Annotated in this window: 16 protein-coding genes; 6 read left to right on the forward strand and 10 right to left on the reverse strand. The window is 34.6% G+C overall.

The genetic code is table 11. The features are described from left to right. The coding region (locus Q0X77_RS03530) for a hypothetical protein (protein ID WP_297793080.1) at window positions 1-309 on the forward strand (309 nt) is incomplete at its 5' end. A 247-nt stretch (window positions 310-556) separates the two neighbouring features. Here the strand turns inward: Q0X77_RS03530 and Q0X77_RS03535 are convergent. From Q0X77_RS03535 to Q0X77_RS03565, 7 genes are all read right to left on the reverse strand, one after another. Then, the gene (locus Q0X77_RS03535) at window positions 557-727 is read right to left on the reverse strand and encodes a Blp family class II bacteriocin (RefSeq protein WP_297793082.1); all 171 of its coding nucleotides are present in this window, start codon (window positions 725-727) and stop codon (window positions 557-559) included. Between the two features lie 13 nt (window positions 728-740). Then, entirely contained in the window at window positions 741-911 is a 171-nt protein-coding gene (locus tag Q0X77_RS03540; RefSeq protein ID WP_297793085.1) for a hypothetical protein, read from the reverse strand. Between the two features lie 267 nt (window positions 912-1178). After that, entirely contained in the window at window positions 1179-1490 is a 312-nt protein-coding gene (locus tag Q0X77_RS03545; RefSeq protein ID WP_297793088.1) for a hypothetical protein, read from the reverse strand. Between the two features lie 18 nt (window positions 1491-1508). Further along, window positions 1509-3686 (reverse strand): peptidase domain-containing ABC transporter, encoded by a 2178-nt coding sequence (locus tag Q0X77_RS03550; RefSeq protein WP_297793091.1) that lies wholly within the window; start codon window positions 3684-3686, stop codon window positions 1509-1511. Window position 3687: 1 nt separating this feature from the next. Beyond that, entirely contained in the window at window positions 3688-4854 is a 1167-nt protein-coding gene (locus Q0X77_RS03555; protein WP_297793095.1) for an HlyD family efflux transporter periplasmic adaptor subunit, read from the reverse strand. Window positions 4855-4927: 73 nt separating this feature from the next. Continuing rightward, window positions 4928-6361 carry an AraC family transcriptional regulator gene (locus Q0X77_RS03560; RefSeq protein ID WP_297793097.1) on the reverse strand — a complete coding sequence of 478 codons (1434 nt, stop codon included), beginning with the start codon at window positions 6359-6361 and terminating at the stop codon, window positions 4928-4930. A 462-nt stretch (window positions 6362-6823) separates the two neighbouring features. Further along, on the reverse strand, window positions 6824-7990 hold the full coding sequence (locus Q0X77_RS03565; RefSeq protein ID WP_297793100.1) for a proline dehydrogenase family protein: 1167 nt from the start codon (window positions 7988-7990) through the stop codon (window positions 6824-6826). A 139-nt stretch (window positions 7991-8129) separates the two neighbouring features. Between Q0X77_RS03565 and aroB the strand changes: the two genes are divergently transcribed. After that, window positions 8130-9191 (forward strand): 3-dehydroquinate synthase, encoded by a 1062-nt coding sequence (gene aroB, locus Q0X77_RS03570; RefSeq protein ID WP_297793102.1) that lies wholly within the window; start codon window positions 8130-8132, stop codon window positions 9189-9191. A gap of 113 nt (window positions 9192-9304) precedes the next feature. Next, a complete protein-coding gene (locus Q0X77_RS03575) occupies window positions 9305-9625 on the forward strand; it encodes a hypothetical protein (protein WP_297793105.1) in 321 nt (106 codons plus the stop codon). Window positions 9626-9627: 2 nt separating this feature from the next. On the opposite strand, the gene Q0X77_RS03580 is transcribed toward Q0X77_RS03575, so the two are convergent. The 3 genes from Q0X77_RS03580 to Q0X77_RS03590 all read right to left on the reverse strand — a co-directional run bounded on the left by Q0X77_RS03580 (window position 9628) and on the right by Q0X77_RS03590 (window position 12019). Then, complete coding sequence (locus tag Q0X77_RS03580; RefSeq protein ID WP_297793108.1) at window positions 9628-10143, reverse strand: DinB family protein; 516 nt, start codon at window positions 10141-10143, stop codon at window positions 9628-9630. Window positions 10144-10250: 107 nt separating this feature from the next. Then, complete coding sequence (locus Q0X77_RS03585; protein ID WP_297793111.1) at window positions 10251-10730, reverse strand: winged helix-turn-helix transcriptional regulator; 480 nt, start codon at window positions 10728-10730, stop codon at window positions 10251-10253. A gap of 107 nt (window positions 10731-10837) precedes the next feature. Then, entirely contained in the window at window positions 10838-12019 is a 1182-nt protein-coding gene (locus Q0X77_RS03590) for a M14 metallopeptidase family protein (RefSeq protein ID WP_297793113.1), read from the reverse strand. Between the two features lie 190 nt (window positions 12020-12209). Between Q0X77_RS03590 and Q0X77_RS03595 the strand changes: the two genes are divergently transcribed. The 3 genes from Q0X77_RS03595 (at window position 12210) to Q0X77_RS03605 (ending at window position 13838) form a co-directional block, all read left to right on the forward strand. Then, window positions 12210-12575 carry a helix-turn-helix transcriptional regulator gene (locus Q0X77_RS03595; RefSeq protein WP_297793115.1) on the forward strand — a complete coding sequence of 122 codons (366 nt, stop codon included), beginning with the start codon at window positions 12210-12212 and terminating at the stop codon, window positions 12573-12575. Window positions 12576-12645: 70 nt separating this feature from the next. After that, the gene (locus Q0X77_RS03600; RefSeq protein WP_297793118.1) at window positions 12646-13020 is read left to right on the forward strand and encodes a DNA topoisomerase IV; all 375 of its coding nucleotides are present in this window, start codon (window positions 12646-12648) and stop codon (window positions 13018-13020) included. Window positions 13021-13022: 2 nt separating this feature from the next. Further along, a complete protein-coding gene (locus tag Q0X77_RS03605) occupies window positions 13023-13838 on the forward strand; it encodes a TerC family protein (protein WP_297793121.1) in 816 nt (271 codons plus the stop codon). Window positions 13839-13890 lie beyond the last annotated feature (52 nt).

A 13890-nucleotide genomic window follows, 5' to 3' on the forward strand; every position in this document is an offset into this window, starting at 1 on the left:
ATGGTTGAGAACGAAAACATCATTATTAATCTTTACGATCACGGGAGACAAGATGGTGATATCGTTTCTATATACCTAAATGGTGAAGAGGTAGTGGGCAAGCACGTACTCACTTATAAGAAAAAGAGTTTTGAGGTTAAGCTTAACCCAACTGCCACCAATGATTTATTTCTCTACGCCCATAACCTGGGTAATTTTCCACCAAACACGGTCTCTATTGAAATTAAAGATGGTAGCAATTCGGAAAATATTGTGCTGAATTCTGACCTGTCTAGTTGCGAAGCTGTCTTAATTAATGTAAAACGATAAATTCATTTTACCTAATCGAAAAACTTGTCTATAACAAAATAGATATAATTCGAATAGCAGGCAGTTATAGTTCAAACAATAAGTAAGCAACTAATACTCCCATAAAAATCCAAAAAAGGAGATATTATAATTTCTATTATTTCCCTCAACTCTACATTTATTGTTAAATAAAATAAGTATAATCAATATTTCCGACAGTAGGAATAAATAATACCTACTGTCGGGAAATAGCATACAACTTTTGACATTACATCTCTTCTACAATACCATTAATGGCGTTGAATACATCTTCAGCTAAAGCTAGGGAAGTGCCTATTGCTGCACCTATGGCAAAACCTACATAATATGACCATCTATTTTCCGTTCCTCCATAAATATTTCTAGTTTCTACTTCACTTAGTTCCATAAAATTTTTCATGATATATAATTTTTTAGTTAAAAAGATCGTAGGCTCCAAAAGCTCCTGTCAAAAAACCTACCGCAGCATTTATGCTGAGCATTGCCATATTCGCTATTTCAGTTTGTGGTCCACCGCTAAAATGACCGCCATTTAAACTTAGGCTTTCTTTTTCGCTTAATTGTTTAACATTTAAATTTTCCATTTTAAAATTTTTAAAATTTTACTATTTTTTTTGTAATCAAAGCGAAAGTATTCTTTTACCGCTTTGTCTTACACTTCAAATATGGTGGCAATCACTCTCAAATATTGATAGTCATGCTAAGAAAATTGTTAAATAACTACAATAGCATAGGGGAAGAAATTATACCATTCCACCCCTTCCCTACTTCTGACCATTCAAAATTCCAAAAAATAGAGTTGTCTATGGAACACCTGCTGCATTTAAAATTTTTAGTTGATATATTGTATTTTAAAAGGATAGCAATTTTGGCATTTTTATAAAAGCAATTCCCCCAGATAGATTTTTTTCTTGCGCTTCATCTAAAACTTCTAAATAAAAACCGCATTTAAATTTAGTAGGAGCTTCATATATATAGCTTTGCCTTGTTAAGTCATAGCAAACTGGGGCATTCATTTCCTTCATCGTATCAATTATTCTAAAGACTGTTGCCTCCGATACCTGCAAGCGCCTGGCAAGTTGATTTGGACGACCCGTAGCCTTTAGGCGGATCAATTGATCTACCCTTTCCAATAATGCTAATTGCTTTACTATCTGCTTCATATAATTGATATTTAATATTCAACTGGCTGATTTCAACTTTAAAATAAATTTTGGTAATTGTTTACCCCATAGATTGTAATACGCTCCTTTTTTTTCAAATAGGACCTCATGTGAACCTTGCTCTAGTACTTCTCCGTTCTCAAGAACAACGATTTTATCAGAATTGACCACTGTACTCAGCCTATGGGCAATTATTACAATGGTCTTATTCTCTGACCTTAATTTGTCAATGGTTTTTTGGACAAAATTTTCAGAACTACTATCTAAAGAGGACGTAGCTTCATCCAAGACCAAAACTTCTGGCTTTTTATACAAAGCCCGTGCTATAGCAATTCGTTGTTTTTGTCCTCCTGATAACGTTGCTCCGTTTTCACCTAAATAGGTGTTGAATCCGGCGGGTAAACTCTCTATAAAATCTAAAATTCCAATGTCCTGGCATATTTTTAGTATAAAATCCATATCGGGTTCAAATTCGCCAACCGCTATGTTTTCAATAATATTCCCTGCAAATAGATCAATTTTTTGAGGTACAACGCTTACAAGTTTACGCAAACTGTCATTGTCAATGTATTTTAAATCAATATTTCCAATTGTAATGCTGCCTTTGTTAATCGCATATATGTTTTGCAATAAAGACATCAGAGTTGACTTACCTGAACCACTTTCACCAACCAAAGCTGTAATTTTTCCTTTTTCAATGTTTACACTAAACTTTTGAAATACCTCAGTCCTGGTACCATAGCTAAAATTGACATCTTTAAATTTGATATCCCCTAAACTACTCTTGGTAAGCTCTATTTTATTTTCAACTTCTTCACGCTCCAGGTCCAAAATCTCAAATAATCTGTCGGCTGCAATCAATGCGTTTTGGATTTCTTTATTTGCACCAATAAGACTAATCATAGGTCCGGTAAAATAGCCCACAATAGCGTAAAAGGATAGGAGTTCCCCCGGTGTGATTTGCCTTTCAATAACAAAACCAGATCCCGACCAAAGTAATATGATGGTGAATATTTGTGCAATTGTATTTGAACTTGTCCCGGAAAAAACACTATTTAAGGCCGATTTATAACCTGTTTTTAAAAGACGAACAAAACCGGTTTCTGTTTTAACATTCGCGAAGTCTTCCAGTCCAAATCTTTTTATTGTTCCCACTGAATTCAATGATTCAACCAATTGACTTTCCAAATTAGCAGATTGTTCCATCACTTTACGTTCCACTTTTTTGTTTAAGCGGTTGACTATGAAGTAAAGTAAAAGGTATATAGGTATTATAATAGTCATCAAAAGGGCAAGCTTCCAATAATAGCTAAACATTAGGGCAAATGAGAAAAATACTATTAAGATATTGACAGTTAGATTCAATGCTACTCCATTTATGAAGTTTCTAATTTTTACCGCATCATTAATTCTTGATATAATTTCCCCAACACGCATGGTATCAAAAAATTGCTGTGGCAATCTCATCAGGTGTTTATAATAGCCTAAGATTAATCTGGCGTCAATCTGTTGACCAGTTTTGATTAGAAATATATCTTTAAAAACCCCTATTAGTACACGAGCAATTAATAAAACAATCATTGCTACACTAAGCAGGTTTAAAAGATTTGAATTACCATCAACCAAAACAAAATCTGTTATTTTTTGAATGTAAATTGAAGTAGAAAAACCCAATAACGTATATATCAAAGCACCAAAAAAGGCTTGAGTAAGCACGGTTCTGTGTGGCATTAATAAATACCAAAAGCGTTTAAAAACTGATGTTTTTTCATTACTCTCGGTGAATTCTTCATTGGGTAATAACAATACCAAAACTCCTGTCCATTCTTTTTTAAATGCTTCAATTGTTCGTTTTTCCATTTTACCCGTACCAGGATCCATGACTTTAATGTACTTTTTAGTTGCCTCATATATGACCACATAGTGATGAAGTCTTTCATTAACAATGACATGTGCAATAGCAGGTTTTGGTATTTTAAACAAGCTATCGAAGTCACCCCTAACTCCTTTCGCTTCAAAGCCAAGCTTTTCGGCTGCTTTTATTAGGCCATATACATTTGTCCCTTTTTTATCAGTACCTGCGTATTGCCTTATTCTTGAAATGGGTATTTGAAAATTATAATGTGCTGCTATGGACGCCAGGCAGGCAGCCCCGCAGTCCGTAATATCGTGTTGTTTGATTGTTTTCTTTGCCATACTATTTTGTAGAAGCTACTTTATCTTCTAATCCGGGATTTATCCAATCATCTATTTTATCATATAATAATTGGTATAAACTTCGTTCAGCAAGTTCAAATCTGGCATTGAACGTCATTCCTTTACCTAACTTACCTTTAGCGCCATTCTTCAATAGTAGGTATTCTTCATTTATTCTACATTTTGCCTTAAAAATAGGTTGGTTGTCAATGATTTCAACATCTTCAGATATGTCTATAATATTTCCTGTCGCTAGGCCCCATTGGTTGTAATTAAAAGCGTCAATTTGAAATCTCACCGGCTTTGATTCGCGGATAAGACCAATATCCAAGGGGCTTATGTAGCACTCCGCCAAAAGTTCAGTGTCCGGAGATATTTCTCCTAAGATGGCACCAGATGAAATAATACTCCCTTTTTCTATTCCTGATATGTTGATTAATGTGCCATCTAATGGAGCAGTAATGATATACTCGCTCTTAGCTTTTTTGTATTGAGAATTTTTATTCCCAGTCGTTATTAAAAAAGTCTCTAATTCTGATAAAGTTGCTTGCCAGGTACTTATTTGTTGATTTCTGAATTGATAGAAAGAATTTAGAGCCAAGTCATATTCCAGTTTTATATCTTCATATTCAACCTTAGCGATGACACCTTTGGATAATAATAGTTTGTTTCGCTCATAATCAACCTTTATTTTTTTTAAGCGGGTGTTATATTCATTTTTCTTTTCTTGATATTGAAAATATTCTTTGCGATATTTTGGCGACTTAATTTTACCTGAGCTTATATTCTTATCATTAATCAAATATTTCAAATCTTCACTTTGCACCGTAAATTTTTGAGTTTCATATTCCGTTAACGCAATCTGATCATCGAGCACATCACTTTTGATAGCAAGTAAAACATCTCCTTGTTTTACATATTTATTACTATGCATATCAGAATACAAAACCTTACCTGAATTTATACTGTTAATTGCAATACGTTCCTGGTCTGGTTTAATGACGCCCCTTGAGGTTGTATAAATTTTAATTTTAATGAAGGGAAGAGAAATAAATACCGTACATAATAAAAGTAGTATTATGCCATAGATAACTTTGCTTTTAGTTTTATTCTTTGGCACATAAGCCTGTACCGTATTTTCTATTATTTCTTTTGGGAAAATTTCCATGGAAATAAAAATGCTTTTATCTCAATAGAAATGCAAATTGAATTTTCCGCTATTTACAAATTAGCTACTCAATTTATAAATTGCTTTTTTTTATTTGCTTAAAAAATACTGCTGGAGTTAAACCTACTTTAAATTTAAATGCCCTATTGAAAACATCTAAGGAACTAAAACCGAAAGATTCGGCTAATTGAATCATTGATTTTGTCTGAACAATGGCAGGGTTTTTCTTCACGTAATTAATAGCATAGGTCACCCTTAAATCTTTAATGTAACTAGAGAAGCTTTGTTTTTTATAGGTATTTATGATCCTCGATAGGTAAGTACTATTAGTGTCAAGTTCTTTGGCCAAAGAACTCTGGTCAATGTTCTTATCTAAAAATCCTTTCTTATCCTCCCAATCATCAAGTTTTAAAAGGGTCCTTTCAATAACTTCCTTATCGATATTTATGTTTTTCGCATCTACGATATTGTTAACTTCAGAAATGGGCTCAATATCTTCATTCATCAGTCTTTTTAAAAGGATCTTTACTTTGATATATCTGGAGATAAAGAATAAAAGTACTGCCAGGATAAAGCCCACTACTATATAGAGGATAGTAAGTGCTTTGTTCTTTCTTTCAATTTTATCAAAATTATTTTTATTTTCCAGCTCTCTTAATGGGAGTTCAAATTTGGTTAAGGTGATATTTTTAATTTTCTTATTTGTGGATTCAATAAGGCTGTCATAATGGAAAAGCCTGTTCAAGTATATTCCTTCAAGTTTATCATTATTATGATGGGCATCTTTTAGTAAGAATTGATATATTTCTTTTACATTATCAATTATTGGTAGACCTTCAACCGCCAAAATGCTATCAATGCTTTTGAAATATTTCCGCTTATTATCATTAAAACCAAATTTTCCTTCAATCATTCCCAGATAATAATAGCTATCAGCTTTGGAAATTCCTTGCGCCGAAATGATGTACTTATAAAGCGTGTCTCTGGCCTTTACCAAATTATTGTTGTAATAATTGATTTGTCCCTGTAACCGTTTAAATCTGTGTAGGGAATGTTTGTCTTCTAATTTACTAGCTAATTCTATACCACTATTCGTATAATAAGCTGCTGTATCAAGTTTTTTATTATGCACATAGGTCCTAGAAATATTATCAAGCATTAACAGGTGGTGTACATCATATTCTTCAATTTGATCCTTGTGGTTTTTAAGATAATTTAATGCTTGTATATCCATATAAATGGCTTCATCCTCCTCTCCATGTTGACTCTTTAATGCAGCAATAAGAGTTAATGACTTAAAAATGCCTAAATGATAGTTAGCCAAGGCTGCAAGTTCATAGCTCCTTATAGCTTCATCAATAGCTTCTTGTGGTCTATCTAACCGATAAAGTAAACCGCCTTTAGTATAATGTGCGATAGCTAAGTATTGCTTATCTTTTAGTTTCTCAGATAGAAGAATCATGGAATCGACATAGGTTTTCCCTTCATTTTCAAATTCATTAATCAAAGCATTTATCCAATATGCTTCAAACAATTCCAAGGTATCATTGAAATATTTTGCCTTCTTCGTATGAACTTTTAGTACTTCCGGTATATATGGGGATTCATAACCCAAACTATCTTCTATTTTTCGCAAAGAATCAAAAGACATTTCAAATAGACTTTCACTAGAAAATTCCTGTGCATTTAAACTCGTAAAGCAACAAAGAAATACTATGAGGGAGTTAAAAATCAAAACCCTATGAAGACAAGTCCAGAAAAAATTCATAAAAGAGTTTAAATAGCAAATCAAATATAACTATTACTTTAATTGAAGTATTTATAAAATGTAACGTTTATCCTACAACTAGATTGTACTAAACTTTTATTATGGATTAAATACTATGATGATTTTAATAGATGCAATTGGGTAATTCCAGAACTGAAATTGAGCAAAACCCAATACAATGAAGATAGCAACAGAAATTACCTATATTTTTCTTCGGATCCGTTCTTTCTTTAGGAGTTCCAATTCCCTGTTCGTCTGCCCTGCAACAGATGTGTTTTCTTCCGCACGCCGTATCAGATATGGCATTACATCACGGACAGGACCGAAAGGCAGGTACTTGGCCACATTAAAGCCTTTCTTAGCGAGGTTGAACGAGATATGATCACTCATGCCAAATAGCTGTCCAAACCAAATGCGGTCATCATTATGGGCAATCCCTTTTTCCTCCATTAACTCCATGAGCTTATACGAACTCAATTCATTATGAGTCCCTGAAAAAAGTGAGATCCGGTCCAGGTGATCTACGATATAGGCCACCGTAGTATCATAATTAACATCAGTATCAGCCTTTGTAGCACAAATTGGTGTGGGATACTTATTTTCTTCAGCTCTTTCATTTTCCTTTTCCATATAAGCCCCGCGCACGGTCTTGATTCCAATCTTAAAATCTTCTTTACGGGCTTTCGCATGTAGTTTTTTCAGATAATCCAGGCGATCCCAGCGATACAGTTGCAGCGTATTAAAAACTATTGCCTTTTCTTTGTTGTATTTAAGCATCATTTCTTCAACCAGATCATCCGCTGCATCCTGCATCCAGCTTTCTTCGGCATCTATTAACAGCGGAACATCGAGATCATACGCTTTCTTACATGTCGACTCAAAACGGCCCACTACCCTTCCCCATTCCTGTTCCTCTTTTTTAGTCAAAGGCTTTCCTTCGCTGATTTTCTGAAACAATGCAAACCTGCCATATCCACTTGGTTTAAAAACAGCAAAAGGAATGGCATCCAACTCCTTTACAAAATCCAATATCTTCAGGTTTTTCTCAAGTGCGGCATCGAGCGGATCTTCTGTTTCCTTACCCTCAACTGAATAGTCGAGCACAGAGCTAACCCCTTCAGTCCACATTTTATCCACGACCGACATACAATCTTCCTCACTCACACCGCCACAAAAATGATCGAATACCGTAGCCCGGATAAGACCGTCAACCGGTAATTTTGCTTTCAGCGCAAAATTAGTCATGGCCGTGCCTATTTTAACCAGTGGTTCATTGGCGATCATCTTAAAAAGAAAATAGGCACGCTCTAATTCAGAATCCGATTTAAGTGAAAATGCAGTTGAGGTATCTTCAAAAATTCTGTCCATTATTATGAAAAAGTTACTAATTCAAATATAATAACAGAAATTGTATTCATTTACTAAAAAATAGCCTTTATTTTGTAGTTTGTTTTTAATAGTTTCGCCTCTTTGAGAATAGCCTGAAAGGCACGATAAATTATATCCAATGGAATCAATTACCTCATTTTCTGCCCAAATCCATTTCAATTATATGGGATATGAAGCCCTGGAAGATCTTCTGAAAAGAACAAACTATTCCAGTGTTTTTATTCTGGTAGATGAGAATACACGCGAACACTGTCTTCCCATCTTTTTGGCCAGCATTGGTGGCAAAACCAAATTTGAGGTGGTGGAGATTGAATCGGGTGAAATAAACAAAAGTATTTCATCGTGCATGAAAGTTTGGAATGCCTTATCTGAAAAAGGTTCAGACAGGCAGAGCTTGCTCATAAACCTGGGGGGAGGGGTCATCACTGATTTAGGTGGTTTTGTAGCATCTACATTCAGAAGAGGAATAGATTTTATTAATATCCCCACCAGCCTGCTGGCTATGGTGGATGCCTCAGTAGGTGGAAAAACGGGGGTTGATCTGGGCTTGTTAAAAAATCAGATTGGCGTAATTAACCAGCCTAAAATGGTACTGATCATTCCCAAATTCCTGAATACACTGGATAAGAGACAATTAAACAGTGGGTTTGCGGAAATGCTAAAACACGGCCTTATTACAAGCGAGCCCTATTGGAGAACCCTTAAACAGGTAGATTCCGCAGAACAATTTGAGGATCATATTTACGATTCCATAGTCATAAAAAATGAGGTGGTCCGTCAGGATCCCAGGGAAAAAAACCTTAGAAGAATCTTGAATTTTGGCCATACCCTGGGGCATGCCATTGAATCTTATTTTTTAGAGAATACGGAACGAGACACCTTATTACATGGTGAGGCAATTGCCATTGGTATGATCATGGAGGCGTTTTTGTCGCATCAGCTTACCGGTTTGGGAATTAACCAATTGGTAGATATTAAGGAAACCATCCTCAAACATTTTGATAAAGTTGATTTTGACGATAAGGCCATCCATGCCATAATTAATCTTTTGAAATACGATAAGAAGAATTCTCATGGCAGTGTTTACTTTGTTCTTTTAAAGAGGATTGGAGAGGCACAGATTGACAATAGAGTTCCTGATGATCTCCTTAACCAGGCTTTCTCATACTACAAAGAATAGCTTATACATATACTAAAATTGCAGTTTTACAACTCTTTGAATTTTCGAGAGAAAAAAAAGTATAGTTTAGGTATTAGATAAAAACCAAAGCGGTAAAATTCAAATACCTTCTTATGAAACGCGTACTTGTAGACTACAAAAAATTAGACCACCAAATTGCCTTACTTCTAATCGAATCCTATCCGGATGGATATGGAGACGAGGATATAATTTCGTTCCGTAATAGTAAAGGAGAATTTATAGAAGCTGTTGAGCTTCAAACTGATGATACGTTATACCTTGTAAAGATCAGCAAAAGTCTATCACATTTCATTGCTAATTTTGACGAAGACCTGGCCAAAGGGATTGAAGCTGTTAAAGATGAGACGGTAGGAGAAACTTCACTTGAACTTAACCTTGAATTGGGGAACGAGGACGACAAAGACCTGGAATAGTCTTATAGGTATCGCTCCCGTATGATGTTTCTATGATGCTTTTGGTGACCGCAACAAATAAACCCCAGAGCCGCAACACTCATGGGTGAATCACTGGCAATACCAACCCTTGCCAAAGCTTCTTCCGGTAATTTTTCAAACAGCGCTATAGTCGATTTACGTATTATTATGTAATTATCAATCATTTCCTGCTTTGTCCAATTTTCGGCATTGGATTCCATAACAAACTTATCCTGATCAAAACCCGGAAGCGGTGTTTTATCTTTTCTGGCAAACCGCAGGGCCCTATATTGAAATACACGTTCCGTATCCAGGATATGTAGCAAAACCTGTGCAACAGTCCATTTACCCTCCTGATAACTGTAATGAAATTTGTCCTCAGGTATACTGTCTATAAATTGTGGAAAATTAACCAGTTGCCGTTTTAACATATCCAAAAGTTGTACATCACCTAAGGCTGCTATATATGGCTCATAATAGGGATTGTAATCTTCTTTTTTGAGTTCGGAATTTTTCATAAAAATGGGAAAATTAAAGGGTAGTGGTTACACCAGGAGAACGACAAGATATTACTAAAAAAGCATAACTTAAGGACTTAAAATGGCATAAGAAATGGTCTTACTGTTTACAACTCATTGAAAATAGTATGCATCAGTCGCTTTTTGTCATTTATACTTTCTTCAAGTGAAATCATAGTTTCGGTCCTGCTAATGCCTTCAATATCATCAATCTTAAAAATTATATTTTTAGCATGAGTGGTATCTTTGGCCCTAATTTTACAAAAGATGTTGAATTTACCCGTAGTTATATGTGCTACGGTAACATTTGGGATTTGATTCAAGCGTTCCAGAACAAATTTAGTCTGATGTGTCTTTTCCAGAAAAATCCCCACATAGGCTATAAACGAATATCCTAATTTCACATAATCCAGGGTGAGGGAAGATCCGCGAATAATGCCTGCTTCCTCCATTTTTTTAACCCGAACATGAACTGTCCCGGCAGATATCAGTAATTTTTTTGCTATATCTGTAAAAGGTGTTCTGGTATTATCAATTAACATATCCAGAATCTGATGATCTATTTCATCTAATTTTATTTTCCCCATTTTTTGTAATAATTTTTACTAAGCAGTAAAATTAAGAAATTAAATGTAATAAATGAACCGTTTTTTTGAGTTATATGCAATATTTTGCCTGTTTTTCGTGATAAAATTTAAAATAGGAGTTGAAGGAATTTGGGATTATCTTTTAGAAAGTCGAGATCATCCTGGTTCTCACAATTCAAATACTTATGGCCAAAGCTTTCCTTTAATTCCCCTGTTGCCTCAATAAAAGGTTTAAAAAGAAGCGTCTCGTTATTCAAAACTTCTTTATAAAGTATTCCTAATCTATGTTCGTATTTGCTATTGATCAGATGTGCATTTGAGATTAATACGTCAAAAAACTGTTTGTTGTTTTCGGGAATTTCAAAATAACTGTCCAGGCTATGCTCTTCAATCTGAGATTCCGCTATGATTGAAATTGCCTTAAATATCGCATAAAACATAAGTTCCCTGGTGCGCTCCCTTTCGTAATCGAGTGGAAAATGCCCTGCTTCAAACAAAATGGTAGGTGTGCCCAGCATTTGAAACGTATCCCCAACGCAATTGGGATTAAAGGCGTCATCGTATCTTCCCATCTGATTTGGTATTATTGAAGTCAATGCTTTATTTATACCCCCAATAATTTTCATACTGCGGCCTCTGCTGACGGAAATGTTTCTTTGATCATCATGGGCAGGAGCTAAAAATGACAATGTTGCAGGCTTTTCCGTATTACCCACATTAAAAATCGTTCGTTGGTCATGAAGATTAAAACAATAATCAGGCTCTATTTCATCATACAGGTCACGTAAAACCCGACTCTCTGGTTGGCTTAATTCCAGGGCATCACGGTTTAAATCAATTTTATTGGCATTTTCCCTTGTAAACAAAACAGCGCCATCAGGATTTAAGAGAGGGACAATTGTTAATGTGACTGATGACAATATGTAATTGGCTAAATCCGCGTTGGTCTGAAGATAATTTATTAAGTCGAACAACGCCTTGGTAGTTGTAGTTTCGTTACCATGCATCTGGGACCACATTAATATTTTTATTTTTCCACTCCCTAATGTTATTTTATTAATGACCTTCTTCTGAACAGATTTCCCTATCGGAGAAACTATTTGCCGATTAGCCTCTTTCCGGAAAAAGTTTTGAAATTGTGTAAAGGTGATATATCTGCCTTCCACAGTAAACTCTTTTATTTCAGAATAATTTAAAGAAGAAAATGTCACTACCAAATAAATTAGAATTACAAATGTAAACGCAAAAACAATTACAAATGTGACAAAATTAGTTACATTTGTAAACACAATAGCGATTAAGGTTCCAAACTATAATTACTTTTGTAAACAGCTTTGGTGCTTATTAGTTAATTATTATTTAATATACTGTATTTCAGTATTTTAAATACTATTATTTATATGTTTAATATAATTTATTTTACTTTTATTGTAATGCATATCTTTAGATTAGCCAATGCAATAGGTTAGTTTTTATACAATGGTAAACACAGAGGAATTCGTTAGGCGATTGGAAATAATATTGAATTATTATGGGCTTTCTGCTTCTGTTTTTGCGGATAAGATAGGAGTCCAAAGATCTACAATATCACACCTGCTCACAGGCAGAAATAAACCAAGTCTTGAGTTTGTTTTGAAAGTGGTTAAATCTTTTCCTGAAGTAAACCTGTATTGGCTGCTCAATGGAAAAGGCACCTTCCCCACTACGAAAAAACCAACTTCCCTACCCTCCCCGGATGAAAAAGTTGCTTCAGCAGTACAGTCTTCACTTTCAAAGACCATAAATAAGATAATTATATTCTATGAAGACGGAAGTTTTGAGGTATTCAATAAAAATGCAAAATAATTCAAGTATACTTCATTATTTTCAAGTAAAACCGATATAGAAATCCGTTCTATTTTATTACTTTGCATTTATGAAATTGCAGTATCTCTTTGTTTTCATTTTAACTCTTAATTTGTCGTGTTACCAGCCAGAGAGGAACTGTAAAGCTTTTAAAAATGGTACCTTCACATTTACTACAACTATAAAGGATGTAGAAAAAACCACGACATTTGTTAGGCAAAATGCTATTGAAATCGATTTTTATGAAGGTAAAAGCGATACTTCTTCGGTAAGGTGGATAAATGACTGCGAATATATTGTTAAAAAGGTAAATCCTAAGAATATGGCAGAAGAGAAATCCATTCATATGAAAATACGGACCACGACAGATAGTTCCTATACTTTTGAATATGGAATAGTAGGAAGTACCAAAAAATCTGTAGGAACTGCTATAAAAGTTAAATAAGCATGTTTGATATTCTAACCAGTCCGGACGCATGGGTAGCATTGCTAACCCTGACTTTTCTTGAAATAGTCTTAGGTATAGACAACATAGTATTTATTTCTATTGCAGCCAATAAGCTTCCGGCAAAAGATCAAAAAAAAGCCACTAATTTTGGTTTATTGCTGGCTATGTTACAGCGTATCATATTGCTATTTGCGGTTTCTTTTCTTATTGGTCTAAAGATCCCTTTTTATTATATCAATCAGTCCTGGATCTCTATAGGAATAAGCGGTCAGGCTTTAATCCTGTTTTTTGGTGGTATTTTCCTTTTATATAAAAGCACTTCTGAAATTCATGAAAAGGTTGAGATGCCCCAACATGATGAAGAGGAGCTTAAATCCAAGAACCTTACCAGTTTGTCAAAGGCAATTGTTCAAATTGTGATAATTGATTTTATATTTTCCATTGATTCTATTTTAACAGCCGTTGGTATGACAAATGGCATCGGCAACAAGCCTATGGACGCTCTTGTGCTAATGGTTATTGCAGTTGTTATTTCTATTATTATCATGATGGTTTTTGCCAATCCCATTCGGATTTTTATCAACAATCATCCTTCCATGCAGATTTTGGCTCTTTCTTTTTTAATTCTAATAGGATTCATGCTTATTGCTGAAGCAGCCCATTTAAGTCATGCTAAAATCTTTGACCAGGAGATAGGAGCTATTCCAAAAGGTTACTTATATTTTGCGATAGCCTTCTCTTTACTTGTAGAGTTTTTAAATATGAAGATTCGCAAAAAGAATGTCCCTAAAGAACATCCCGAAAAGAAGAGTTAGAACGCAATCCGTATAGTTTACCAATAAATTAGCAGTAAGCTATCGCCTTCAT

The organism is uncultured Eudoraea sp. (assembly GCF_947258925.1).
Lineage (GTDB): Bacteria > Bacteroidota > Bacteroidia > Flavobacteriales > Flavobacteriaceae > Eudoraea.